Source organism: Streptomyces sp. NPDC006296, assembly GCF_040613235.1.
In the GTDB taxonomy this organism is placed as follows: domain Bacteria; phylum Actinomycetota; class Actinomycetes; order Streptomycetales; family Streptomycetaceae; genus Streptomyces.
The window spans coordinates 144,425-169,336 of record NZ_JBEXRT010000011.1 but is presented as its reverse complement, the minus strand read 5'-3'; the positions used below and the strand labels follow the sequence as shown (position 1 = coordinate 169,336).

At 72.9% G+C, this 24,912-nt stretch carries 18 protein-coding genes; 8 read left to right on the top strand and 10 right to left on the bottom strand.

Annotation, left to right across the window (positions count from 1 at the left end):
* Positions 1-71 precede the first annotated feature (71 nt).
* The 3 genes from ABZ172_RS10850 to metH all read right to left on the bottom strand — a co-directional run bounded on the left by ABZ172_RS10850 (position 72) and on the right by metH (position 6,379).
* Positions 72-1,664 (bottom strand): ABC transporter substrate-binding protein, encoded by a 1,593-nt coding sequence (locus ABZ172_RS10850; RefSeq protein WP_356882454.1) that lies wholly within the window; start codon positions 1,662-1,664, stop codon positions 72-74.
* Between the two features lie 364 nt (positions 1,665-2,028).
* Entirely contained in the window at positions 2,029-2,727 is a 699-nt protein-coding gene (locus ABZ172_RS10845; protein ID WP_356882436.1) for an HAD family phosphatase, read from the bottom strand.
* A 139-nt stretch (positions 2,728-2,866) separates the two neighbouring features.
* Positions 2,867-6,379, bottom strand: coding sequence for a methionine synthase (gene metH, locus ABZ172_RS10840; RefSeq protein ID WP_356882434.1), 3,513 nt, complete (start codon positions 6,377-6,379; stop codon positions 2,867-2,869).
* 250 nt (positions 6,380-6,629) lie between these two features.
* Between metH and ABZ172_RS10835 the strand changes: the two genes are divergently transcribed.
* The 4 genes from ABZ172_RS10835 (at position 6,630) to ABZ172_RS10820 (ending at position 11,659) form a co-directional block, all read left to right on the top strand.
* Entirely contained in the window at positions 6,630-7,394 is a 765-nt protein-coding gene (locus ABZ172_RS10835; RefSeq protein WP_356882432.1) for an IclR family transcriptional regulator, read from the top strand.
* Between the two features lie 280 nt (positions 7,395-7,674).
* Positions 7,675-8,466, top strand: a complete 792-nt coding sequence (locus ABZ172_RS10830; RefSeq protein WP_356882430.1) for an MIP/aquaporin family protein — start codon at positions 7,675-7,677, stop codon at positions 8,464-8,466.
* Positions 8,467-8,505: 39 nt separating this feature from the next.
* A complete protein-coding gene (gene glpK, locus ABZ172_RS10825; protein WP_356882428.1) occupies positions 8,506-10,035 on the top strand; it encodes a glycerol kinase GlpK in 1,530 nt (509 codons plus the stop codon).
* Positions 10,036-10,048: 13 nt separating this feature from the next.
* Positions 10,049-11,659 carry a glycerol-3-phosphate dehydrogenase/oxidase gene (locus ABZ172_RS10820; RefSeq protein ID WP_356882426.1) on the top strand — a complete coding sequence of 537 codons (1,611 nt, stop codon included), beginning with the start codon at positions 10,049-10,051 and terminating at the stop codon, positions 11,657-11,659.
* 138 nt (positions 11,660-11,797) lie between these two features.
* On the opposite strand, the gene ABZ172_RS10815 is transcribed toward ABZ172_RS10820, so the two are convergent.
* On the bottom strand, positions 11,798-12,583 hold the full coding sequence (locus ABZ172_RS10815; protein WP_356882424.1) for an SDR family oxidoreductase: 786 nt from the start codon (positions 12,581-12,583) through the stop codon (positions 11,798-11,800).
* A 524-nt stretch (positions 12,584-13,107) separates the two neighbouring features.
* Here ABZ172_RS10815 and ABZ172_RS10810 point away from each other — a divergent pair.
* Positions 13,108-14,142, top strand: a complete 1,035-nt coding sequence (locus ABZ172_RS10810; RefSeq protein ID WP_356882422.1) for a PAC2 family protein — start codon at positions 13,108-13,110, stop codon at positions 14,140-14,142.
* A 98-nt stretch (positions 14,143-14,240) separates the two neighbouring features.
* Here the strand turns inward: ABZ172_RS10810 and mshC are convergent, their stop codons facing one another.
* From mshC to ABZ172_RS10790, 4 genes are all read right to left on the bottom strand, one after another.
* Positions 14,241-15,470, bottom strand: coding sequence for a cysteine--1-D-myo-inosityl 2-amino-2-deoxy-alpha-D-glucopyranoside ligase (mshC, locus tag ABZ172_RS10805; RefSeq protein ID WP_356882420.1), 1,230 nt, complete (start codon positions 15,468-15,470; stop codon positions 14,241-14,243).
* A 162-nt stretch (positions 15,471-15,632) separates the two neighbouring features.
* A complete protein-coding gene (locus tag ABZ172_RS10800) occupies positions 15,633-16,487 on the bottom strand; it encodes an SCO1664 family protein (RefSeq protein ID WP_356882418.1) in 855 nt (284 codons plus the stop codon).
* The gene (locus ABZ172_RS10795) at positions 16,451-17,041 is read right to left on the bottom strand and encodes a DUF3090 domain-containing protein (protein ID WP_356882416.1); all 591 of its coding nucleotides are present in this window, start codon (positions 17,039-17,041) and stop codon (positions 16,451-16,453) included. Before ABZ172_RS10795 ends, ABZ172_RS10800 begins: the two co-directional genes overlap by 37 nt.
* Before the next feature lie 102 nt (positions 17,042-17,143).
* Positions 17,144-17,854 (bottom strand): histidine phosphatase family protein, encoded by a 711-nt coding sequence (locus ABZ172_RS10790; protein ID WP_356882414.1) that lies wholly within the window; start codon positions 17,852-17,854, stop codon positions 17,144-17,146.
* A gap of 52 nt (positions 17,855-17,906) precedes the next feature.
* Between ABZ172_RS10790 and corA the strand changes: the two genes are divergently transcribed.
* Positions 17,907-18,893, top strand: coding sequence for a magnesium/cobalt transporter CorA (gene corA, locus ABZ172_RS10785; RefSeq protein ID WP_356882411.1), 987 nt, complete (start codon positions 17,907-17,909; stop codon positions 18,891-18,893).
* A gap of 13 nt (positions 18,894-18,906) precedes the next feature.
* On the opposite strand, the gene ABZ172_RS10780 is transcribed toward corA, so the two are convergent.
* Together ABZ172_RS10780 and ABZ172_RS10775 are read right to left on the bottom strand one after the other, a co-directional pair.
* Positions 18,907-19,695, bottom strand: a complete 789-nt coding sequence (locus ABZ172_RS10780) for a ferritin-like domain-containing protein (protein ID WP_356882409.1) — start codon at positions 19,693-19,695, stop codon at positions 18,907-18,909.
* 410 nt (positions 19,696-20,105) lie between these two features.
* Positions 20,106-21,158: an LLM class F420-dependent oxidoreductase gene (locus ABZ172_RS10775; protein ID WP_356882407.1), complete on the bottom strand. Its 1,053-nt coding sequence runs from the start codon at positions 21,156-21,158 to the stop codon at positions 20,106-20,108.
* A gap of 145 nt (positions 21,159-21,303) precedes the next feature.
* On the opposite strand from ABZ172_RS10775, the gene ABZ172_RS10770 reads away from it, so the two are divergent.
* Together ABZ172_RS10770 and ABZ172_RS10765 are read left to right on the top strand one after the other, a co-directional pair.
* Complete coding sequence (locus ABZ172_RS10770) at positions 21,304-22,287, top strand: aldo/keto reductase (protein WP_356882405.1); 984 nt, start codon at positions 21,304-21,306, stop codon at positions 22,285-22,287.
* Positions 22,284-24,761 carry an ATP-dependent RecD-like DNA helicase gene (locus ABZ172_RS10765; protein ID WP_356882403.1) on the top strand — a complete coding sequence of 826 codons (2,478 nt, stop codon included), beginning with the start codon at positions 22,284-22,286 and terminating at the stop codon, positions 24,759-24,761. Before ABZ172_RS10770 ends, ABZ172_RS10765 begins: the two co-directional genes overlap by 4 nt.
* Positions 24,762-24,912: the final 151 nt, after the last annotated feature.

Here is a 24,912-nt window from a genome sequence, read left to right as displayed (position 1 = left end):
CGCGGCCCGCTCCCGGGGGCGGGCGGCGGCCGCGCCCCCCGCCCCCGCGCCGGTTCGTGCGGAGCCGCCGGTCAGACGCTGCCGCGTCCGAGCTCCCAGAGCTGGAGGTCGGCCGAGGAGTTGACGGCGTACTCCACGCCGGACAGCTCGTCCTGCGAGGCGACGTACTGCTTGCCCTGCCAGACGGGGAGCACGGGCACGTCGGTGGCGACGATGTCCTGGAGCTTCTCGAAGGCCGGTGTCGCGGCGCTGCGGTCCGCCTCGCGGCGGGACTGCGGGATGAGCGACTTCTGCGCCTCGGTCGACCGGTAGGGCGAGTTGAGGAAGTTGTTGGCGTCGAGGAACGGCGCGATGTAGGTGTCCGGGTCCGGGAAGTCGGGGAACCAGCCCATCCCGAAGACCGCGTACTCGCCCTTCTTCTGCGCGGGGCGGAACTTGTCCCAGGGGGTGCCCTTGATGTCGACCTCGAAGAGACCGGACGCGTTGAGCTGCTTCGCGAGGGTCTCGAACTCCGACTTGGTGGCCGGGCCGTAGTGGTCGGTCGTGTAGTGCAGGGTGAACTTCACCGGGGTGTTGATGCCCGCCCGCTGCAGGGTCCGCCCGGCCTCGGCGACGTTCGGCTCGCCGTACTTGTTGAAGAACGAGTTGGTGTGGCTGGTGATGCCGGACGGGATCAGCGAGTAGAGCGGCTCGGCCGTGCTGCCGTACACCTTGTTGGCGATGGCGCCGCGGTCGATGACCTGGGCCATGGCCTGGCGCACGGCCTTGTCCTCGACCGCCGGGTCCTCGGTGTTGAACGCGAGGTAGCTGATGGCCAGGCCGGGTATCTCGGTGAGCTTGATGCCGTCCTTGGGCTTCGCCAGCATGTCCTGGGCCTGCTCGGGCGACATGTTGCGGGTCATCATGTCGATCTTCTTGTCGTCCAGCGCCTTCCCCATGGCGGCGGCGTCGGGGAAGAGCCTCAGTTCGACCTTGTTGTTGCGGATCTTCAGGTCGCCCTTGTACTTCGGGTTCTTGGTGTAGACGACCTTGACGATCTGGTTGTTCTTGACCTCGGACTTCATGGTGTACGGGCCGGACCCGTCGACCTCGAAGCCCTCACGCGGGGTCTTCGCGCCGTACTTGTCCTTCTGCACGATGCCGGCGGCGGGCGTGGCGAGCTTGTACGGGAAGGTGGCGTCCGGGGTCTTCAGGTGGAAGACGACCTCCCTTTCGCCCTTGGTCTCGATCGTGTCGATGTTGGCGAGCAGGCCGACCGGGCCGCTCTCGTCCTTGATGTCGAGGACCCGCTGGATCGAGTACTTCACGTCCTCGGGGGTGACGGGCGTGCCGTCGGCGAAGGTGAGGCCGTCGCGCAGGGTGCAGCGGTAGCTCTCGTTCTCCGTGTCCGTGAAGGTGCAGCTCTGGGCCGCCTCCGGGACCGGCTCGCCGCCGCCGCGCGGGATGTGCGTCAGGGTCTGCACGGTCTGGCGGAGCAGGTTCCACACGCCCGCTTCGTAGCCGATGGCCGGGTCGAGCGGGGCAGGGTTGTCCTGGGAGGCGATGAACTGGTCCGTCGTCCCGACCACGATGGCATCGCTCCCGTCGTCCGACCCGCCGCAGGCGGCGAGCACGGGTGCGAGCAGGCCCACTACGGCCGGCAGCACCAGCGTCTTGCGGTTCATCTGGACGTTCTCCCTCATTCCGGCATGTGAGAAAACCGAGATTAGTAGGCACCGCAAGGAGACTTCACCCGTGTGGAGCCGTCCCGTATCCACTCGGTGATCACCCATGACGGGTTGTCCCCACCGGGGTCGGGAATGTTTCGTACACGTCTGTTCGAAACCGGACGTATGGGTGGCGAAAACGGACGGGTGATCCGCCCGGGAGCGCTGTGGACCCCCTTGTCGAGTGAGGAACGTCACGCCCGACCCGTCGAACACGCAGGCATGAACCCGGTGCGGGCGGTACGCGGGAGCCGGAGGCACCCGCGCTCACGGCCGTTCCCGGGCCGCCGGCCGGCCGTGCGCCCCCGGCGGCCCCGGTCCGTCACTCGTCCGCGACGAGACCCCGCAGGAAGGCCAGATCCACGTGCTCCAGGGAGGGGACGACCGCTCTGCCCGGCGCGGGGGCGATCTCCGCCACGGAGGGCACGGCGACGACGCGGCAGCCCGCCGCCTCGGCCGCGGCGACGCCCGTCGCGGTGTCCTCGACGACCGCGCAGCGCCGGGGATCGGCCCCGAAGCCCGCCGCCGCCGCGAGGTAGGGCTCGGGGTGGGGCTTGGTGCGGTTGACCTCGTCACCGGCGACGGTGAGCGCGAAGTGGTGACGGCCGACCGAGTCCAGGACCCGGTCGATGATCCGCCGGTGCGAGGCGGAGACCAGGGCGGTGGGCACCTCGTGGGCGGCCAGTTCGGCGAGCAGCCGGGCAGCGCCCGGCATCAGCCGCACGCCCTGTCCGATGCGCTTCTCGAAGCGGTCGTTGAGCAGCACCGTGAGTTCGTCCAGGGTGATGTCCGCGCCGGTGACCTCGACGAGGTAGCCGGCGCTGCGGGTCATCGGCCCGCCGACGACCACGTCGCGCCAGGCCTCGTCCAGCCGGTGGCCGAGGTCCGCGAAGACCTCGACCTCCACGTCCCACCAGAAGCCCTCGGTGTCGACCAGGGTGCCGTCCATGTCGAGCAGGACCGCTTGGAGCGCCGACCCTTCTGCCGTGCGGGTCAGGGACGCGGGGACCGTACTGGTCATCCGGCACACCTCCATGAGGGACGAGAAGGCCGGCCGCGTTCCCGTGGGAACGGCGACCGGCCTGTACTGGACCGACCATTCTACGACGCCGGGGCACGCCGCGCGCGGACGGGCGGATGACCGCGCGTCGAACTCCGGCCTACCGTGCGTTGAAGTACTTCGCCTCCGGGTGGTGGATGACGATCGCGTCCGTGGACTGCTCGGGGTGCAGCTGGAACTCCTCGGAGAGCTTCACCCCGATCCGCTCGGGCTCCAGGAGGGCGGCGATCTTCGCCCGGTCCTCCAGGTCGGGGCAGGCGCCGTAGCCGAGGGAGAAGCGCGCGCCGCGGTACTTGAGCGCGAACATGTCCTCGACCTCGGAGGGGTCCTCGCCGGCGAACCCGAGCTCGCTGCGCACCCGGGCGTGCCAGTACTCGGCGAGCGCCTCGGCCAGCTGCACGGACAGCCCGTGCAGCTCCAGGTAGTCGCGGTAGGAGTTCGACTCGAAGAGCTCGGCGGTGGCCCCGCCGATCTTCGAGCCGACGGTGACGACCTGGAGTCCGATCACGTCGGTCTCCCCCGACTCCTCGGGACGGAAGAAGTCCGCGAGGCAGAGGCGGCGGCCGCGGCGCTGGCGCGGGAAGGTGAAGCGGGTGCGCTCGGAGCCGTCCTCGTGCAGCAGGATCAGGTCGTCGCCCTTGGAGACGCAGGGGAAGTAGCCGTAGACGACGGCGGCCTCCAGCAGGTTCTCGGTGTGCAGCTTGTCGAGCCAGCCGCGCAGGTGCGGACGGCCCTCGCGCTCCACCAGCTCCTCGTAGGTCGGGCCGTCGCCGGCCCGGGCCTGCTTGAGGCCCCACTGCCCCTTGAAGAGGGCGCCCTCGTCCAGCCAGGAGGCGTACTCCTTGAGCTGGATGCCCTTGACGACCCGGGTGCCCCAGAAGGGCGGCTCCGGGACCGGGTTGGTGACGGAGACGTCGGAGCGCACGCCGGCCTCGGGCTCCGGGGCCTCCTCGGCCGGGGTGTCCCGCTTGGGCACCCTGCGCTGCTTGAGCTCGGGCAGGGCGGCGCCGGGAACGCCGCGCTTGACGGCGACGAGGGCGTCCATCAGCCGGAGGCCCTCGAAGGCGTCGCGGGCGTAGCGCACCTCGCCCTCGTAGATCTCGTGGAGGTCCTGCTCGACGTAGGCCCGGGTCAGAGCGGCCCCGCCGAGGATGACCGGGTAGTCGGCCGCCAGCTTGCGCTGGTTCAGCTCCTCCAGGTTCTCCTTCATGATCACGGTGGACTTCACCAGGAGGCCCGACATGCCGATGACGTCGGCGCGGTGCTCCTCGGCGGCGTCCAGGATCGCGGAGACGGGCTGCTTGATGCCCAGGTTGACGACGTTGAAGCCGTTGTTGGAGAGGATGATGTCGACGAGGTTCTTGCCGATGTCGTGGACGTCGCCGCGGACCGTGGCCAGCACGATGGTGCCCTTGCCGTCGGCGTCGGTCTTCTCCATGTGCGGTTCGAGGTGGGCCACCGCCGACTTCATGACCTCGGCGGACTGGAGCACGAAGGGCAGCTGCATCTGGCCGGAGCCGAACAGCTCGCCCACGACCTTCATGCCGGCCAGCAGGGTGTCGTTGACGATCTCCAGTGCCGGCGTGGTCAGCAGGGCCTCGTCGAGGTCCGCCTCCAGGCCGTTCTTCTCGCCGTCGATGATGCGCCGCTGGAGCCGCTCGTCCAGCGGCAGGCCGAGGAGCTCCTCGGCCTTGCCCTGCTTCATCGACTTCATGTTGACGCCCTCGAAGAGCTCCATGAGCCGCTGGAGCGGGTCGTAGCCCTCCTCCCGGCGGTCGTGGATGAGGTCGAGGGCGACCTTGACCTGCTCCTCCTCCAGCCGGGCGATCGGCAGGATCTTGGAGGCGTGCACGATCGCGGAGTCCAGGCCCGCCTTCACGCACTCGTCCAGGAAGACGGAGTTCAGCACGACACGGGCGGCGGGGTTCAGCCCGAAGGAGATGTTGGACAGGCCGAGCGTGGTCTGGACCTCGGGGCGGCGCCGCTTCAGCTCGCGGATGGCCCCGATGGTGGCGATCCCGTCCTTGCGGGACTCCTCCTGGCCGGTACAGATGGTGAAGGTCAGGCAGTCGATGAGGATGTCCGACTCGTGGATGCCCCAGTTGGCGGTGAGGTCGTCGATGAGCCGCTCGGCGATGGCCACCTTGTGCTCGACGGTGCGGGCCTGGCCCTCCTCGTCGATGGTCAGCGCGATCAGCGCGGCGCCGTGTTCGGCGGCCAGCCCGGCGACCTTCGCGAACCGGGACTCGGGGCCGTCGCCGTCCTCGTAGTTGACGGAGTTCAGCACGGCCCGGCCGCCCAGCTTCTCCAGGCCGGCGCGCAGCACGGGCACCTCGGTGGAGTCGAGGACCACCGGCAGGGTGGAGGCGGTGGCGAAGCGGCCGGCCAGCTCCTCCATGTCGGCGACGCCGTCGCGGCCCACGTAGTCGACGCACAGGTCGAGCATGTGCGCGCCCTCGCGGATCTGGTCGCGCGCCATCTCCACGCAGTCGTCCCAGCGGGCGTCGAGCATGGCCTCGCGGAACTTCTTGGACCCGTTGGCGTTCGTGCGCTCGCCGATCGCGAGGTACGAGGTGTCCTGCCGGAACGGGACGGTCTGGTAGAGCGAGGCGGCGCCCGGCTCGGGGCGGGGGTCGCGGGGCGAGAGGGCGGCGCCGCGGACCCGTTCGACGAGCTGCCGCAGGTGTTCCGGCGTCGTGCCGCAGCAGCCGCCGACGAGGGAGAGGCCGTACTCCTGGACGAAGGTCTCCTGGGCGTCGGCCAGGCCCTCGGCGTCGAGCGGGAAGTGCGCCCCGTCCTTGGTGAGGACCGGCAGCCCGGCGTTCGGCATGCAGAGCAGCGGGATGCGGGAGTGGCGCGTGAGGTAGCGCAGGTGCTCGCTCATCTCGGCGGGGCCGGTCGAGCAGTTCAGGCCGATCATGTCGACGCCGAGGGGTTCGAGGGCGGTCAGCGCGGCCCCGATCTCGGAGCCGAGCAGCATGGTGCCGGTCGTCTCGAAGGCGAGCGAGCACAGCACCAGGAGGTCGCTGCCCATGGCCTCCAGGGCGCGGCGGGCGCCCAGGACGGCGGCCTTGGTCTGCAGCAGGTCCTGGGTGGTCTCGATGATGAGCGCGTCGGCGCCGCCGGCGATCAGTCCCTCGGCGTTCTGCTGGAAGCCGTCGCGCAGGACCGTGTACGGGGCGTGCCCCAGGGTCGGCAGCTTGGTGCCGGGGCCGATGGAGCCGAGCACCCAGCGCTGCTGTCCGGTGGACGCGGTGGCCCGGTCGGCGGCCTCCCGGGCGATGCGGGCGCCGGCCTCGGACAGCTCGTGGATCCGCGCCGGGATGTCGTACTCGCCCAGGGCGGAGGCGTTGGCCCCGAACGTGTTCGTCTCGACGCAGTCCACGCCGACCGCGAAGTACTCCTCGTGGACCGAGCGGACGATGTCGGGGCGGGTGACGTTGAGGATCTCGTTGCAGCCTTCGAGGTTCTCGAAGTCCTCGAGCGTGGGGTCCTGGGCCTGCAGCATGGTGCCCATGGCGCCGTCGGCCACCACCACCCGGGTGGCGAGTGCCTCGCGGAGCGCTGCCGCTCGGGTCCGGCTGTCAGCTGAAGGGGTCGGCGACGAGGCCATGGATGTTCTCCCTGGGATGCGACGGCTGTCGGCTTTGCGCCCTTCTGGGGAGGGGGCACGCGGCCCAGCGTAGCGGGGACCCGCCCGGGCCGGTCGCCGTGTCCCACGGGGCGGACTGCATGCTGTGCGGGGGATTTCCCGTGACGGCCTTCCTCGGCGCGTGGCGCATAATCTTCGCGCCACCGGACACAGGTCGGCATCGACCGATAGTGTTCAGCATTGTCGAACCGAGGTGGAGGAGTACGGCGCGATGGCCAAGAACATCCAGTCGCTGGAGCGGGCGGCGGCGATGCTGCGCCTGCTGGCGGGCGGCGAGCGCCGGCTCGGCCTGTCCGACATCGCGTCGTCGCTGGACCTGGCCAAGGGCACCGCGCACGGCATCCTGCGCACCCTCCAGCACGAGGGCTTCGTCGAGCAGGACCCCGCGTCGGGCCGCTACCAGCTGGGCGCCGAGCTGCTGCGCCTGGGCAACAGCTACCTCGACGTGCACGAGCTGCGGGCCCGCGCCCTGGTGTGGACCGACGACCTGGCCCGCTCCAGCGGCGAGAGCGTCCACCTGGGCGTCCTGCACCAGCGCGGCGTCCTGATCGTCCACCACGTCTTCCGGCCGGACGACAGCCGCCAGGTGCTGGAGGTCGGCGCCATGCAGCCGCTGCACTCCACCGCCCTGGGCAAGGTCATCGCGGCCTACGACCCGGTCGCGCACAGCGAGGCCGTCGAGTCGGAGCTGCGGTCCTTCACCCCGCGCACGGTCACCGGCGAGGAGGAGTTCGAGTCGCTGCTCGACCTGATCCGGGCCCAGGGCTGGGCGGCCGACGTGGAGGAGACCTGGGAGGGCGTCGCGGCCGCGGCCGCCCCCATCCACGACCGGCGCAGGATGCCGGTCGGCGCGGTGGCCGTGACGGGCGCGGTGGAGCGGGTCTGCGCGGGCGGCGAGCTGCGGCCGGAACTCGTCGCGGCCGTGCGGGACTGCGCCCGCGCGGTCTCCCGCGACCTGGGCGCCGGCCGCTTCTGAGCCCCGGCGCCGCGCCGGTGGTGGCGCCCCGGCGCCGGTAACGATCGAGTCGCGCGTCACAGACCCCTTGACGCACTCTTCATCGGGGAGAAACATTGCCGTTCACCGGTCGGCATTGCCGAACACATAACGGCAATACGCGTTAGAGTGTGACAGTGCCGAGGGCCGGTCAAGCCCTACAGGTGAGTGCCCGTACCGAACGAGTACCCACCTCGGGTGCGATCCACCGGAGGGACCCGGTGTTTCGCCTTCCCCTGGACGAAGGACAAAGGAGTCACGGGTGTCCAGCTCCGACATCTTCATCGGCGAGACCATCGGTACCGCCGTACTCGTACTGCTCGGCGGCGGTGTCTGTGCCGCCGTGACGCTCAGGCGTTCCAAGGCGCACAACGCCGGCTGGCTGGCCATCACCTTCGGGTGGGGCTTCGCCGTGCTGACCGGCGCCTACATAGCCTCCGGCGTGTCCGGTGCCCACCTCAACCCGGCGGTCACGATCGGCCTGGCGATCCAGGGCGGCACCGCGTGGAGCGACGTGCCGCTGTACCTCGCGTCCGAGCTGTTCGGCGCGATCCTCGGCGCGGTGCTCGTCTGGGCCGTCTACTACGGGCAGTTCCACGCGCACCTCACCGACCCCGAGGTCGTGAAGGACCTGTCGGCCGACGACGGCATGGTCGACCGGTCGGCGGCTCCGAAGGCGGGCCCCGTCCTCGGCGTCTTCACCACCGGCCCGGAGATCCGCAACGGGGTGCAGAACGTCGTCACGGAGATCATCGCCACGTTCGTGCTCGTCCTGGCGATCCTCACGCAGGGCCTCAACGACGACGGCAACGGCCTCGGTGCCCTCGGTGTCCTGATCACCGCACTGGTGGTCGTCGGGATCGGTCTGTCGCTCGGCGGTCCGACCGGCTACGCGATCAACCCGGTGCGCGACCTCGGACCCCGCATCGTGCACGCGTTGCTGCCGCTTCCGAACAAGGGCGGGTCGGACTGGGGCTACGCCTGGGTACCGGTGGTAGGACCGCTCATCGGGGCCGCACTCGCCGGCGGGCTCTACAACCTCGCCTTCGCCTGAGCCACACCCGCACCTCACACAGACCTCCGGGAGCCAACCGTGACCGACGCACACACCACCGGCCCGTTCATCGCGGCCATCGACCAGGGCACCACGTCCAGCCGCTGCATCGTCTTCGACAAGGACGGCCGGATCGTCTCGGTCGACCAGAAGGAGCACGAGCAGATCTTCCCCAAGCCCGGCTGGGTCGAGCACGACGCCGCCGAGATCTGGGAGAACGTCCAGGAGGTCGTCGCCGGGGCGGTCGTCAAGGCCGGCATCACCGCCGCCGACGTCAAGGCGATCGGCATCACCAACCAGCGCGAGACCACGCTGCTCTGGGACAAGAACACCGGTGAGCCCGTCCACAACGCCCTCGTCTGGCAGGACACCCGCACCGACGCGCTCTGCAAGGAGCTCGGCCGCAACGTCGGCCAGGACCGCTTCCGCCGCGAGACCGGCCTGCCGCTGGCCTCGTACTTCGCCGGCCCGAAGGTCCGCTGGCTGCTCGACAACGTCGAGGGGCTGCGCGAGCGGGCCGAGCGGGGCGACATCCTCTTCGGCACCATGGACTCCTGGGTCATCTGGAACCTGACCGGCGGCACCGACGGCGGCGTCCACGTCACCGACGTCACCAACGCCTCGCGCACCCTCCTGATGAACCTGCACACGATGCAGTGGGACGACAAGATCGTCCAGTCCCTGGAGATCCCGCCCTCCGTCCTGCCCGAGATCCGGTCCTCCGCCGAGGTCTACGGAAACGCCAAGGGCGGCGTCCTCGACGGCGTCCCGGTGGCCTCCGCGCTCGGCGACCAGCAGGCCGCGCTGTTCGGCCAGACCTGTTTCGCGCAGGGCGAGGCCAAGTCCACGTACGGCACCGGCACCTTCATGCTGATGAACACCGGGCACACCCCGGTGAACTCGTACAACGGACTGCTGACGACCGTCGGTTACCGGATCGGCGACCAGAAGCCGGTGTACGCCCTCGAAGGGTCCATCGCCGTCACCGGTTCGCTGGTCCAGTGGATGCGCGACCAGATGGGCCTGATCAAGTCCGCGGCCGAGATCGAGACGCTCGCCTCCTCCGTCGAGGACAACGGCGGCGCGTACTTCGTGCCCGCGTTCTCCGGCCTGTTCGCCCCGTACTGGCGTCCCGACGCCCGCGGGGTGATCGCCGGTCTCACCCGGTACGTCACCAAGGCGCACATCGCCCGTGCCGTGCTCGAGGCCACCGCCTGGCAGACCCGCGAGATCAGCGACGCCATGACCAAGGACTCCGGCGTCGAACTGGCCGCGCTCAAGGTCGACGGCGGCATGACCTCCAACAACCTGCTGATGCAGACCCTCTCCGACTTCCTGGACGCGCCCGTGGTGCGCCCCATGGTCGCCGAGACGACCTGCCTCGGCGCCGCCTACGCCGCCGGCCTCGCCGTCGGCTTCTGGCCGGACACCGACGCGCTGCGCGCCAACTGGCGCCGTGCCGCCGAGTGGACACCCCGCATGGACGCGGACACCCGCGACCGCGAGTACAAGAGCTGGCTCAAGGCCGTCGAACGGACCATGGGCTGGATCGAGGACGAAGAGAGCTGAGGAGCACATCGACATGACCACCCTGCAGAGCGTCCCCGCCCTCGGGACGCATCCGGCCTCCGGCTCCCTCCCGAGCCGCGCCGAGACCCGGGAGCAGCTGTCCAAGGCGACGTACGACCTCCTGGTGATCGGCGGCGGCATCCTGGGCATCTCCACGGCCTGGCATGCCGCGCAGTCCGGGCTGCGGGTGGCCCTGGTGGACGCCGGTGACTTCGCCGGCGCCACCTCCTCCGCCTCCTCCAAGCTGCTGCACGGCGGTCTGCGCTACCTGCAGACCGGAGCGGTGAAGCTGGTCGCGGAGAACCACTTCGAGCGGCGCGCGGTGTCCCGCCAGGTCGCCCCGCACCTCGCCAACCCGCTCACCTTCTACCTGCCCGTCTACAAGGGCGGTCCGCACGGCGCGGCCAAGCTCGGCGCGGGCGTCTTCGCGTACTCGGCGCTGTCCGCGTTCGGTGACGGCGTCGGCCACGTGATCAGCCCGGCCCGCGCGCGGCGGGACGTGCCGGAGCTGCGCACGGACAACCTCAAGGCCGTCGCGGTCTACGGCGACGACCAGATGAACGACGCCCGGATGGCGCTGATGACCGTCCGCGCGGCGGTCGACGCCGGCGCCGTGGTCCTCAACCACGCGGCGGTCACCGGCCTGCGGTTCACCAGGGGCCGGGTCACCGGGGCCGAGCTGGAGGACCGTCAGGACGGCACGGAGTTCGGCATCGACGCCCGTCTCGTGCTGAACGCCACCGGCCCGTGGGTCGACCACCTGCGGAAGCTGGAGGACCCGGCCGCGGCCCCGTCCATCCGCCTCTCCAAGGGCGCGCACCTCGTCCTGAAGCGCACCCGGCCCTGGAAGGCCGCGCTGGCGACCCCGATCGACAAGTACCGGATCACGTTCGCCCTGCCGTGGGAGGACATGCTCCTGCTGGGGACGACCGACGAGGAGTACGAGGGCGACCCGGCCGACGTCGCGGTCACCGAGAAGGACACGGCGCAGATCCTCGACGAGGCGACGTTCTCGGTCCGGGACCAGCAGCTGTCCCGCGATCTGATCACCTACTCCTTCGCGGGGCTCCGGGTGCTCCCCGGCGGTCCCGGTGACACCTCGAAGGCCAAGCGCGAGACGGTGGTGACCGAGGGCCGCGGCGGGATGCTGTCGATCGCGGGCGGCAAGTGGACGACGTTCCGCCACATCGGCCGCACGGTGATGAACAAGCTGGCCGAGCTGCCCGGGCAGCCGCTCGGCGAGGACATGGAGCCGATGGCGCGGCTGCCCAGGAAGCTGCCGCTGCCCGGTATCGCCAACCCGAACGCGGTCGCGCACCGGCTGCTGGTCGACGGCGGTACGCCGGGGCCGCGGATGTCCGCCGACACCGCGCGGCACCTGGCGACCCACTACGGCTCGCTGTCCTTCGACATCGCGCGGCTGGCGAACGAGGACCCGGCACTGGCCGAGCGCATCCACCCCGACGCCCCGGAGATCTGGGCGCAGGTGGCGTACGCGCGCGACCGCGAGTGGGCCGAGACGGCGGACGACGTGCTGCGCCGCCGCACCACGCTGACGATCCGCGGCCTGGCGACGGACGACATCCGGGCGCGGGTCGAGGGCATGCTGGCCGACGGCAGCTGACGGCACGCGGCGCACCCGGCGGCAGGGGCGGTCTCCCGGTGGGGAGGCCGCCCCTGCCGCCTTTCGCGCGGGCCGGACGGGGCGCGTCCGCCGCCCGGCCCGACGCACCGGGGCCCGCGCCCCCGGTGGAGGCGCCGCTCAGCCCGGTGCGGGGGCGGGCCGGAGGCGCAGGCCCTGCATGCCCCCGTCGACGGCGAGCGCGGTGCCGGTGACGGACGCGGCCGCCGGGCTCGCGAGGTAGACGACGGCGGCGGCCACCTCCTCGGCGGACACCAGCCGTCCCAGCGGCTGGCGGGCGTCCAGCGCGGCACGTTCGGCGACCGGGTCCTCGGCCCGGTCGAGCAGCCGCCCGATCCACGGGGTGTCCGCGGTGCCGGGGTTGACGCAGTTGACCCTGATCCCCTCACGGACGTGGTCGGCCGCCATCGCCAGGGTGAGGGAGAGCACCGCCCCCTTGCTCGCGCTGTAGAGGGCGCGCTGCGGAAGCCCGGCGGTGGCGGCGACGGAGCAGGTCTGGGTGATCGACACGGCGCCCGGCCGCACGGCGGCGGCGCGGCGCAGGTGGGGCAGTGCGTGGCGGGCGGTGCGGACCATGCCGAGCACGTTGACGTCCAGGACGCGGGTCCACTCCTCGTCGGCGTTGTCCTCGACGGTGCCGACCGCCCCGGTCCCCGCGTTGGAGACCAGGGTGTGGAGACCGCCCAGCTCCGCGGCGGCGCGCTCGACCGCGCCCCGTACGGCGTCGTCGTCCGTCACGTCGGCCCGCAGCGCGAGGGTCCCCTCGGGCGCCCCCTCCGGATGGAGGTCGAGCACCGCGACGCGCGCGCCCAGGCCGAGCAACCGGCGCGCCACCGCCGCCCCGATGCCGGACGCCCCTCCCGTCACCAGGGCGGACAGTCCGTCGAACTCCTGCGTGGCGGTCATCGGCCGGTCTCCTCGGGTGAGGGGCGGGCCTGCGGTAGGAGGCCCTGCGGACAGCGGTGTGCGGCGATCGAGGCGGCAGCAGGATCGCACGGCGTGCCCGTGTACGTCGCGGGGGCCTCAGCCGGTTCCCGGACGCGGCAAGGACCGTACGGAGCGGGCGCGTTCGCCCGTGCCGGCGATGTCCCGGCGCCGATGCGGAGGGCCTGGGGTTCACTGAGTCGGAGCCTTCCGGCCGTTCCGGGGCCGGGTCCGGGGTGCCGTCGCCCTCCGGGCCGGTGCCGGTCGGACGCATGTCCGCCCGCGGCGGAACACCGTCGGGTCTCCGGGCGGTCGTCCGGTGCACGGCCTCCGCGGGAGGCCGCGGCCCGAGGGGCGGCACGGGTCGTGCTCCCCGCCGCGCGGCACGGCTCGGACGGACCGGGGGGACTGCACGGTTCCTCTCCGCACGCAAACGGGCTGCGTCGGAGGAGGGTGCACGCCGTAAGGTTGGTGCGTACACAAGGGAACTTCGGAAGGAGGCCTGGGTGATCGAGCTCGAGGGGGTACCCGAGCTGATCGACCCGGTCATGGTGGCCGCGTTCGAGGGCTGGAACGACGCCGGGGACGCCGCCTCCACAGCGGTCGCGCATCTGGACCGGGAGTGGAAGGGCGAGGTCTTCGCGGCGCTCGACGCCGAGGACTACTACGACTTCCAGGTCAATCGGCCCACGGTGTGGATGGAGGGCGGGACGCGCAGGATCACCTGGCCCACCACCCGGCTGTCGGTGGTCAGGGTCGGCGGCGAGAAGCCACGCGACCTGGTGCTGATCCGCGGCATCGAACCCTCCATGCGCTGGCGTTCGTACTGCAACGAGATCCTGGGCTTCGCCCACGAGCTGGGCGTCGAGATGGTGGTCGTCCTGGGGGCGCTGCTCGGCGACACCCCGCACACCCGGCCGGTGCCGGTCAGCGGCGTCACCTCGGATCCGGACCTGGCGAGGACCATGGACCTGGAGGAGACCCGGTACGAGGGCCCGACCGGCATCGTGGGCATCCTCCAGGAGGCCTGTACGCACGCCGGGGTGCCGGCGGTCAGCCTCTGGGCCGCGGTCCCGCACTACGTGTCGCAGCCGCCCAACCCGAAGGCGACGCTGGCGCTCCTGAACCGCCTGGAGGACCTGCTGGGTCTGCGCATCCCGCTGGGCGAGCTGCCCGAGGACGCCCGTGCCTGGCAGCTCGGCGTCGACCAGCTGGCGGCCGAGGACAGCGAGGTCGCGGAGTACGTGCAGACGCTGGAGGAGGCGCGGGACACCGCCGAGCTGCCCGAGGCGTCCGGTGAGGCCATCGCCCGCGAGTTCGAGCGCTACCTGCGTCGCAGGGACCCCGGGGGTCCCGGGCAGGGGCCGGGCGGTCACGCCACGGAGAGCGGTGACATGCCCTACCTGCGGGACACCTCCGGGGGCCGTAACCGGCCGCCGAAGCCGCAGCGCCCGGAGAAGGGCCGGCCCAAGGGCGACGGCGGCGACCCGCCCGAGGACCCGCCCCCCGCCGGTCCGGACGAGGGCACCCCGGACGGCTGACCTCGCCGCGGACGCACCGCGGCCCCGGACCTCGTGAGGTCCGGGGCCGCGGTGCGTCCGGTGTCACGGCCCGGGCGGTGTTCCCGGGCGGCCGGGTGTCACAGCGCGACGCCCAGCAGGGCGTCGACGGTGCGCGAGACGAGGCCGGGCGCGCCCTCGTCCGTACCTCCGGCGGAGGTCTGCCGCTCGGCCCAGCGGTCCACGGCGGCGAGGGCGGCCGGGGTGTCCAGGTCGTCGGCCAGGGCCTCCCGCACCTCCTCGACCAGGGCGTCGGCGGAGATGCCGTCGGGACGGGAGACGGCGGCGCGCCACCGGGCGAGGCGCTCGACCGCGTCGGCGAGCACCTGGTCGGTCCACTCCCAGTCGGACCTGTAGTGGTGCGCGAGCAGGGCGAGCCGGATCGCGGCGGGGTCCACGTCGGCCCGGCGCAGCGCCGACACGAAGACCAGGTTGCCCTTGGACTTGGACATCTTCTCGCCGTCGAGGGCGACCATCCCGGCGTGCACGTAGGCGCGGGCGAACGGGTGCTCGCCGGTCAGCACCTGGGCGTGCGAGGCGCCCATCTCGTGGTGCGGGAAGGCCAGGTCGGAGCCGCCGCCCTGCACGTCGAAGGTCATGCCGAGGTGGTCCAGGGCGATGGCGACGCACTCGATGTGCCAGCCGGGCCGGCCGCGGCCGAGGGAGCCGCCGTCCCAGCTCGGCTCGCCCTCACGGGCGGCCATCCAGAGCATCGGGTCGAGCGGGTTCTTCTTGCCGGGGCGCTCGGGGTCCCCGCCGCGCTCGGCGGAGAGCAGCCGCATGGCCTCGGCGTCGAGGCCGGAGACCTCGCCGAAGTGCGGGTCGCTCTCGACGGAGAAGTACACGTCGCCGTCGAGCTCGTAGGCGGCGCCCGCGTCCCGGAGGCGCTCCACGAGCGGGACGATGCCGGGTATCGCCTCGACCGCCCCGATGTAGTGCTTCGGGGGAAGCATGCGCAGGGCGGTCATGTCCTCCCGGAAGAGTGCCGTCTCGCGCTCCGCGAGCTCGGTCCAGTCCTCGCCGTCGCGCACGGCCCGCTCCAGCAGCGGATCGTCCACGTCGGTCACGTTCTGGACGTAGTGGACCTGCCGCTTGGTGTCGAGCCACACGCGCTGGACGAGGTCGAACGCGTTGTAGGTCGCCGCATGACCCATGTGGGTCGCGTCGTACGGCGTGATGCCGCAGACGTAGATGCGGGCGACGGGACCGGGGTCAAGGGTGATCCGTCCGCCGGTCGCGGTGTCGTGGATCCGAAGGTCGCGGCCCTTGCCAGGCAGGGCGGGGACCTCAGAAGCGGGCCAGGCATGCATGTCATGAGCGTAACCGGACGATGCTTCCGGATACGAACCGGATGGCGGATCATGGCCGAAGAGGCGCTCTTGCGCGGCCGGCGGTCCTGTCCTGGGACCCGTCATCGGGCCGTGCGCGGCGCGCGCCGCCGGACGGATCCGGCCGGTGCCGGAGCCGTGGCGTCACACGGGCGGCCACGGGATGGGGGGCCAGTCCCCGCTCGGCTGGGGGTGCCGCCCGGAGGCGCGGAGGGCCGCCACCCGGCCGCGCAGGGCGTCGAGTTCCGCCGTCGTGATCAGTTCGCCCAACCGGGTGGCGAGCCCGGCACCCGGTTCCAGAGCGGCGGACAGCCGGTCGAGCACCCCGGCCGCCTCGGGGGTCAGGGATTCGCCCGCCCACCCCCAGAGCAGCGTCCGGAGCTTGTCGTCGGTGTGGAACGTCACCCCGTGGTCGATGCCGTACAGCCGGCCGCCGGGGGCGGGCAGCAGGTGGCCGCCCTTGCGGTCACCGTTGTTGATCACCGCGTCCAGCACGGCGAGCCGGCGCAGACGGGGGTCGTCGGCGTGCACCAGGAGGGCGGTCCTGCCCTCCCCCACCTCGGCGAGCCCGACGGCCTTCCAGCCCTCGCCCGGCTCCTCGTCCTCGACGAGGGCGAGCAGCGGCGGCAGCCCGTCGGCGGACCCGGCCTCCGTCTCCGGATCCGCCTCGATCCACAGCTGGCACATCCCCTCGCCGTACGGGCCCTCCCGCAGCACCGTGGGCGGCACCAGGCCCCAGCCGGTGGCCTCGGAGATCTCGTACGCGGCGACCTCGCGCTGCGCGAGGGTGCCGTCGGGGAAGTCCCACAGCGGCTGCTCACCGGCGACCGGCTTGTAGACGCAGGTCCGCTCCTCGCCCCGGTGGGCGATCGTGCAGTACAGCACCGCGTTCGACGCGCCCCGGACGCGGCCGAGGACCGTGAGCTCCCCCTCGGTGAGCAGGGTGCGCAGCCCGGCCTCCGTCAGGCCCCGCGACGGTATCCGTTCTGGCGCGGGCATACGTGTCCTTCCGGATCGAGGGGGAGGCTGCACAGCGGGCAGGGCGGGCGGCCCGCGTTCACGACGTCGAGCGCGCGCTTGGCGAACGCGCGGGCCTGGGCCCCGCTCAGCCGGACCCGCAGCATCGGCGGGCCGTTCTCCTCGTCCTGAAGAAGCCTTTCCTCGGCCTCCGCGAGGTCGTCCTCGGAGTCGGCGTCGAGTTCGACGAGCGCCTGCGCCTCGACGATCATGCGCTGTTCCTCGCCGTCCCAGGCGAGCGCCATCGTGCCGACCCTGAACTCCTCCTCGACGGGGGCGTCCAGCGGCGCGGTGTCGGCGACCTCCATGGGCGCCACGGCGGGCACCGGTGAGTTGCCGCCGGTCCGCCGGACGACCTCGTCGAGGAGCTCGTCGATCCGTTCGGCCAACGCGGCGACCTGCGTCTTCTCCAGGGCCACGCTCGTGACCCGGCCACGCGAGGACGCCTGCAGGAAAAACGTACGGCGGCCAGGCAGCCCGACCGTGCCGGCCACGAAACGGTCCGGCGGGTCGTAGAGGAACACCTGACGGGACACGTCCTGCTCCCTTGAGAAAGTGATGGCGGATGGGTCGGCCCCGGGCCCTGCGAGAGGTCCCCCGGGGGCTCTACGGCGCGTCCACCCTACTGCGCTGAGCGATCACGGCGCCCCAGCGCCGCCCCCGACGGCCGCATCCGTCGCCGTGTCCCCCGCCGCGTCGGCTTCGATGGCCTGTTCCCGCGGTGCCAGCGACGCGAAGTCGCCGGTGTCGCCGAGCCGGAGGAGGAAGGGCCGCAGCCGGGTGTAGCGGATCGCGGTGACGGAACACGGATCGGCCTGGATGCGCTGGAAGAGGTCGAGGTGCATGCCGAGCGCGTCGGCGACCAGGGCCTTGATGATGTCGCCGTGCGAGCACATCACGTACGCCGCGTCCTCGCCGTGCTCCGCCTCGATCCGGGCGTTCCAGTCCCGTACGGCTTCGACGGCCCGGGCCTGCATGGCCCGCATGGACTCACCGCCGGGGAAGGCGGCGGCGGAGGGGTGCTGCTGGACGATCCGCATCAGCGGCTCGTCGGAGAGCTCGGCGAGCTTGCGCCCCGACCAGTCCCCGTAGTCGCACTCGCTGATGCGGTCCTCGGTGTGCAGGGCGAGGCCGGGCCGGGCCTCCAGCAGCGGCCGGAGGGTCTCGCGGCAGCGCTGCAGCGGGCTGCTGACGGCCGCCGCGAAGGTCAGGGCCGAGAGCCGGCCGGGCAGGGCGGCGGCCTGTGCGGCACCGCGTTCGTCGAGGGAGACGCCGGGGGTACGGCCCGCGAGCACTCCGGAGGTGTTGGCGGTCGAGCGTCCGTGGCGTACGAGGATGAGCGTGGGCATACCTGCCAGCGTAGAGGTGCGTGAAGGCATCGCGGCAGGGAAGAATGCGCGGGTGATCGTGGACTGCGGAATTTACCGGGACGGACGCCGGACAGAAGGGCCCGCCGACTTCTCCGACGCCCTCGACGAGGCCCGTGCCACCGGGGACGCCTTCGTCTGGATCGGGCTGCACGAACCGACGGAGAAGGAGTTCGCCCTCGTCAGCAGCGAGTTCGCGCTGCATCCGCTCGCGGTCGAGGACGCCCTGCGCGCGCACCAGCGGCCCAAGCTGGAGATCTACGACGACTCGCTGTTCGTGGTGATCAAGCCGGTGGTCTACGAGCCGGAGAGCGACACCGTGAGCGCCGGCGAGCTGATGCTGTTCATAGGGGACTCCTTCGTGGTGACGGTGCGGCACGGCGAGGGTGCGCCCCTCGCGGCGGTGCGCAGCCGTCTGGAGGCCGAGCCGGACGTCCTGCGGCACGGGCCGACCTCGGTGCTGTACGCGGTCAGCGACGCGGTGGTGGACCACTACATCGAGGTGGCCGCCGAGCTCCAGATCGACCTGGAGGAGCTGGAGGCCCAGGTCTTCGCCCCGGCCGGGTCCGCGGACTCCTCGAACACGGCGGCGCGCATCTACACCTTCAAACGGCAGGTGCTGGAGTTCCGCCGGGCGACCAATCCGCTGGGCGCGCCGATGGCACGGCTGTCGAGCGCGGGCGTGCCCTTCGTCGACGCCGGGTCCCAGCCGTTCTTCCGGGACGTGAACGACCACCTGACGCGTGCCGTCGAGCACGTCGAGGGGCTCGACCGGCTGCTCTCGGACATCCTGGCGGCCCATCTGGCCCAGGTGGGCGTGCGGCAGAACGACGACATGCGGAAGATCTCGGCGTGGGCCGCGATGGCCGCCGTCCCGACCATGGTGGCCGGGATCTACGGGATGAACTTCCGGCACATGCCGGAGCTGGACTGGACGTGGACCTATCCGGCGGTGATCGTGCTGATGGGCCTGGCGGTCGTCGGCCTGTACCGCCTGTTCAAGCGCCGCGGCTGGATGTAGGGCGGACGGCGGCTCAGGCGTACTCGGTCTCGGGCAGCGCCGGGCCGCCCAGCGCGTCCCGCAGGACGGGCTGCTCCAGGCGCACCATGCGGCGCCAGCCCGCCAGCCGCTCGTAGGCGTACAGCGCGTGGATGCCCGCGGCCAGCGCGGCGGCCTTGGGGCGCGGCCAGTCGAGCACGCGGCCCATGTGGCGCATCACGGCGAGGCTGACGTCGCGGTACACCAGGATCTCGGCACGGGCGCACTCGCGCAGCACGGACTGGATGGTCCGGCCGTGTCCGGCCCGGGCGAAGCGCAGCAGTTCCTCGTGGCAGTAGGCGAGGTGGTGGTCCTCGTCCCGCGAGATCATCCGGACGGCCCGGCCGAGGACGGGATGCTCGGCGAAGTGCTTGAGCAGGAGCCGCATCTGTTCGGAGGCACGCTGCTCGGTGACCCGGCTGTGGGCCAGGTAGACGATCACCTCCCGCTCGGTGAGGGGGTCCTCGCGGCTCAGCCGGTCGTGGGCGAGGCCGATGCCCCGGCGCTCCAGCAGCAGGGTGTAGTCGGTCTCGTAGGGCACCGCCACGGGCTGGAGGCCGCGCTGCTTGAGCAGGGCGTTGAAGATCCGGCCGTGCTTGTCCTCGTCGGCGCCGTGCCGGGCGACCTTGGGCGCCAGTTCCCGCAGGGCGGGCGGGACGAGGGCGGCGATGCGGCCGTTCTCCCAGCCGCCCTGCGCCTCTCCGCCTGCGGCGATCGAGCAGAACAGCCGGAACGCCTCGTCGTCGTCGAGGATCTCCTGGAACAGACTCTTTGCCGAGAGCATCACTGCCACCTTTCGCACCGGTGTCCGCAGAGCGACAGTCAATTCCGGTACGCGCGGGTAGGCAACACGGACGGGGCGCGGGCGGGGCCGATCGGGCGGCACCCGGCCGCGGGCCTCCCCCCGGGCCGCGTCCCTGGAGGCGGCGGGGCGTAACCCGGCGGCGCCCTCGCGCGTTGCACCCGGTGACGGCCGTGGCGGGGAGGACCCCCCGAGCCCCCACCACGGCCGTAGCGCCGGGCCCGACCGCTAAGTGCTGTCCCGTAATCCCTGGCGGGCGCGCGACGACAGCTACGGCACCTCGCTGCGTTGTCGGAACGCCCGAGTACATCCAGTATGCGGACGTCCCTCCGCCTTGCGATGCACCGCATCTGACGCCGCGCGCTGATCCACCGGGGATTACGGGACAGCCCTCAGGCGGCGAGGCCGGAGCGCTCCAGGGCGTCGATGCCGGCGCGCAGGGCCGCGAGCCGCTCGTCCAGCGTGAAGCCCGCCGGGGCGAGGGTCAGGGTCGTGACGCCCACCGCCGCGTACGCCTGCATCCGCTCGGCGATCCGCTCGACCGGGCCGAGCAGCGTGGTGTCGTCGATGAGCTGGTGCGGGACGGCGGCCGCCGCGCCGGCCTTGTCGCCGGCCAGGTAGGCGTCCTGGATCTCGGCGGCCTCCTTCTCGTAGCCCATGCGCCGGGCGAGCTGGTTGTAGAAGTTCTGCTTGCGGCTGCCCATGCCGCCGACGTAGAGCGCGGTGTACGGGCGGAACATGTCGGCCAGGCCGTTGATGTCCTCGCCGATCGCCAGGGGCAGGGTGGGACAGACGTCGAAGCCGTCCATCGTCTTCCCGGCCTTCTCGCGCCCGGCCCGCAGGTGCTTGATGGCGGTCTCCTCCAGGTGGCCGGCGGAGGGGAAGATCAGCAGCGCGCCGTCGGCGATCTCGCCGGTCTGCTCCAGGTTCTTCGGGCCGATCGCGGCGATGTAGAGCGGGATGTGCTCGCGCTGCGGGTGGACGGTCAGCTTGATGGGCTTGCCGGGGCCGTCGGGCAGCGGCAGGGTCCAGTGCTCGCCGTCGTAGGACAGCCGCTCGCGGGACATCGCCCGCCGCACGATCTCGACGTACTCGCGGGTGCGGGCCAGCGGCTTGTCGAACTTGACGCCGTACCAGCCCTCGGAGACCTGGGGGCCCGAGACGCCGAGGCCCAGGCGGAAGCGGCCGCCGGACAGCGAGTCGAGGGTGGCCGCGGTCATCGCCGTCATGGCGGGCTGCCGGGCCGGGATCTGCATGATCGCGGAGCCCACGTCGATGGACTCGGTCCGGGCGGCGACCCAGGCGAGCACGGTCGGCACGTCGGAGCCGTACGCCTCGGCGGCCCAGCAGACGTCGTAGCCGAGCCGGTCGGCCTCCTGGGCGACGGCGAGGTTGTCGCCGTCCATGCCCGCACCCCAGTAACCGAGATTGATGCCGAGCCGCATACCCACACTCCCTCTACTGATCAGTAACGTTCCTGTGCCGGGGACTCTAGCGCGGGGTGCGGGAATCCGGCAGGCTCGCCCGGGAGGACGCCGGTTGTCCACAGGCCTCCACCCCGTGGGGCCGTGGCCAGTAATCTCGGCGCCCATGGAGCAGAGGTATCTCGGCCGTACCGGCCTTCGTGTGTCCCGGATCGGGCTGGGCACGCTCACCTGGGGCCGTGACACCGACGAACACGACGCCGCCGACCAGCTCAAGGCCTTCTGGGACGCGGGCGGCACCCTCGTCGACACCGCCGACGTGTACGGCGGCGGGGAGGCGGAGCACGTCCTGGGGCGCTTCCTGGACACGCTGGTGCCCCGGCGGGATCTGGTCATCGCCACCAAGGCGGGCAGCGTGCCCGATCCCTGCCGCCGCGTCGACGGGTCGCGCGGGCACCTGCTCGCCGCGCTCGACGCGTCCCTGGAACGGCTGGGCACGGACCACGTCGACCTGTGGCAGGTGCACGCCTTCGACTCGGGGACGCCGCTGGAGGAGACCCTGCAGGCCCTCGACCTGGCCGTCTCCTCGGGGCGCGTCCGGTACGCCGGGGTGGCCGACTTCAGCGGCTGGCAGCTGGCCAAGGCGGCCACCTGGCAGCTCGCCGCGCCCGGGCTGCGCACCCGGCTGGCGTGCACACAGATGGAGTACTCGCTGTTGCAGCGCGGCGTCGAGCGGGAGGTGCTTCCGGCGGCGCTGGACCTGGGGGTGGGCCTGCTGCCGTCCTCCCCGCTGGGGCGCGGGGTGCTGACCGGCAAGTACCGCACCGGCACGCCGTCCGGTTCGCGCGGGGCCTCCGAGCAGCTGGCCCCGCTCGTGGAGGCGTACCTCGACGAGGCGTCGGGCAGGATCGTGGACGCGGTGGCCACGGCGGCCGACGGTCTCGCCGTGACGCCCCTCCAGGTCGCGCTCGCCTGGGTGCGGGACCGGCCCGGGGTGGTGGCTCCGGTCGTCGGGGCGCGCAACGCGCGGCAGCTGGACGAGGCGTTGTCGGTGGAGACGCTTAGTCTTCCTGACGAGATCTGCCAGGCGCTCGACGACGTGTCGGCGCCCGTGCACCGCTATCCGGACCAGGACTGGAGCACGCTGTGACTGCGCATCCCCGGGGAGAAGCCCCGGACCCCGCGGCCGAGGACCACGAGCCCGGCGAGGACACCGGCGGCCGGGGCACCGGCACGCCCGGCGCACCCGACGACGCCGGCGCGGGGAGCGCGCAGGGGGCGGAGCACGCCGCGCAGGGGGCGGAGCACGGCGCCGGGGGCCCGGAGGACACCGGCGACGGTCCGGAGGCCGAGGGAGCTCCGGGGAGCGGCCAGGACTCGGGGAGCGGCGGGGAAGGCCCGGAGGGCAGCGAGCGCTCCGGGAGCACCGAGGACGGGCCGGGAGGCGACCGGGGCTCGGGGAGCGCCGGGGACGCCGCCCAGGACACCGGGGACACCGGGGACACCAAGGGCGCGGACGGTCCGGTGGGGGATTCCGCGGCGGCCGCCGCGCCCGCCCTGTCGGAGGCCGAGGCGGAACTGGCCGCGCAGCGCGAGCTGCGCAGGCGGATCGAGGAGCGCAAGGCCGGGAAGGAGGGGCCGATCGCGGCCGGTGCGAAGCTGAGCGGCCCGGCGGCCGATCTGCTGGCGGCGGTCCGCGCGGTGGAGAGCGGCGAGAAGCCGGGCACCGCCTTCTTCGACTCGCCCGCGTCGCCGCCCGCCCCCCGCCGGGCGGCATCCGCCGCGCCGGCCGCACCGGTGTCCCGGGCCCCCGAGCGGCCCGCCCCGCGGGTCGTGTCCTCCGAGGCCGCCGCCTCGGTCGCCGCGGTCCTCGCCGAGGGCGGGGCACCCGAGGCGCTGGCGCGCCCGGCCGCGGCCACGCTCGGCGAGGGGGCCGCCGCGCTCCTCCGGGAGGACCCGTGGCAGCTGCTGTCCCTGCCGGGGGTGCGCCCGGAGCAGGCGGACGGCTTCGCGCGGGCGCTGCTGGGCGCGGAGTGCGGCCCCGACGACGAGCGGCGCACGGCGGCGCTGGTGGGCCGGCTGCTGGAACAGGCGGCGCTGCGCGGGCACACCGCGCTGGACGCCGACGAGGTGCGGAAGGCGCTGTCCGGCTTCGCGGTCACCGACCCGGCCGGGGCCGTCGAGCACGCCGTGGCCGAGGGGGTCGTGCTGGTCTTCCAGGACGGTCTCGACGCCGCGGAGGCGCAGGGGACCGGGGAGACGGAGCCGGCCCCTGAGGAGGGCGAGGCGGGCGAAGACAGCGCAGCGGGCCGGGAGCCCGGGGACGGAGCTGCGGACGACGAGGAGCCGGTGCGGGTCCTGCTCGGCCTCGACCGGTACGCCCTCGCCGAGGAGAGCCTCGCGGACGGTCTGGCACGCCTGGTCAACTCCTGCGAGAAGGGCACCGACTGGACGGAGGCCGCCGCGGCCGCGCCGTCCGCCTCGGCGGGCGAGCTGATCCGGGCGGCGGCGTCCGCGGGCCTGGTGGTGCACAGCGGCGGGGAGACCGCCCGTGCGGAGCCCGCCGCCCTGGTCGCCGCGGCGCGCGGCCTCGGTCTGCGGGCCCTGGGGACCGCCCACAGCCCCGACGGGCAGCGCAGGCTGGCCGCCGCCGTCGGCGACCCGGAGGCCGCCGTCACCCTCTCCGCCCTGCTCTCCGGCGAGGCCGGGCCCGGCCGGGACGCGGACGGCGCGTTCGCCCTCGACGTGCTGGTGGTGCTGGACGCCCCGCAGCTCGACGTGGAGACGGCGGCGATGCTGGTGGAGTCGCTGGCCGACGGGACGCGGCTGGTCCTGAGCGGCGACCCGGGCGTGCTCGGATCGGCCGGGGCGGGCCGGGTGTTCGCCGACGTCATCGCGTCGCGCGCCTGCCCGCACGTGGTCTCGCGCACGCCCGATCCCGGGCCGATCGGCGAGCTGGTCTCCGGCATCGGCATCGGCGAGCTCGCCCAGGTCGAGGCGCCCGGCAGGGAAGTGGTGATCGTGCCCGTCCGGGACGCCGGCGAGGCCGTCCACCGCACGGTGCAGCTGGTGGCCGACTCGGTGCCGCGCGCCCTCGGCGTCCCCGCGTCGGACACCCAGGTGATCACGGTCGGCCACGGCGGCTCCGCGGGCACGAAGGCGCTCAACGCGGCGCTGAAGCAGCGGCTCAATCCGGGGCCGGGCCGGTTCGGCGGTTTCGATCCAGGCGACCGCGTGGTGCACGTCCCGGCACCGGGCCGGGCGGTCCCCGGGGCGGTCGTGTCGGCCGACGCCGAGGGCCTGCACCTGGACTGCGCGGGCGTCTCCGTCGTCGTCCCGCAGGACCGGGTGGAGGCCTCCGTGCGCCACGGCTGGGCGCTGAGTGCCCACCAGGCGGCCGGGATGCGGTGGCCCGCGGCGGTCGTCGTGCTGCCCGGCGACGCCGCGCAGGGGCTCAGCAGGCCGTGGGTCTACACGGCGTTCAGCCGGGGGGAGCGGCACCTCTCCGTGGTGCACGGCGTGGACCAGGCCCTGCCGCGTGCGGTGGCCGAGGTCCCTGACCGGCAGCGGACGACCCGGCTCGGCCCGCTCCTGGAGGCGCTGCCGACCCCGGACGCCTCGTAGGGCCCGGCGGACCGTGCCGTGCCCCGCAGCGGCCGTTCCCCGGTCCGGGCCCGAGCCCGCCGGTCCCTGTCCGGACCGTGCCGGCGGTCCCGGGCGCCGTCCCCCAGCGCACCTGACCCCGTCGGGCGGTCCCGGTGCACGGCGCACCGGG

Bases quoted from the DNA above. Each gene is read 5' to 3' on its own strand.
- ABZ172_RS10850 (WP_356882454.1), bottom strand. From the start codon at position 1,664: ATGAACCGCAAGACGCTGGTGCTGCCGGCCGTAGTGGGCCTGCTCGCA.
- ABZ172_RS10845 (WP_356882436.1), bottom strand. From the start codon at position 2,727: ATGACCAGTACGGTCCCCGCGTCCCTGACCCGCACGGCAGAAGGGTCG.
- metH (WP_356882434.1), bottom strand. From the start codon at position 6,379: ATGGCCTCGTCGCCGACCCCTTCAGCTGACAGCCGGACCCGAGCGGCA.
- ABZ172_RS10835 (WP_356882432.1), top strand. From the start codon at position 6,630: ATGGCCAAGAACATCCAGTCGCTGGAGCGGGCGGCGGCGATGCTGCGC.
- ABZ172_RS10820 (WP_356882426.1), top strand. From the start codon at position 10,049: ATGACCACCCTGCAGAGCGTCCCCGCCCTCGGGACGCATCCGGCCTCC.
- ABZ172_RS10815 (WP_356882424.1), bottom strand. From the start codon at position 12,583: ATGACCGCCACGCAGGAGTTCGACGGACTGTCCGCCCTGGTGACGGGA.
- mshC (WP_356882420.1), bottom strand. From the start codon at position 15,470: ATGCATGCCTGGCCCGCTTCTGAGGTCCCCGCCCTGCCTGGCAAGGGC.
- ABZ172_RS10800 (WP_356882418.1), bottom strand. From the start codon at position 16,487: ATGCCCGCGCCAGAACGGATACCGTCGCGGGGCCTGACGGAGGCCGGG.
- ABZ172_RS10790 (WP_356882414.1), bottom strand. From the start codon at position 17,854: ATGCCCACGCTCATCCTCGTACGCCACGGACGCTCGACCGCCAACACC.
- ABZ172_RS10780 (WP_356882409.1), bottom strand. From the start codon at position 19,695: ATGCTCTCGGCAAAGAGTCTGTTCCAGGAGATCCTCGACGACGACGAG.
- ABZ172_RS10775 (WP_356882407.1), bottom strand. From the start codon at position 21,158: ATGCGGCTCGGCATCAATCTCGGTTACTGGGGTGCGGGCATGGACGGC.
- ABZ172_RS10770 (WP_356882405.1), top strand. From the start codon at position 21,304: ATGGAGCAGAGGTATCTCGGCCGTACCGGCCTTCGTGTGTCCCGGATC.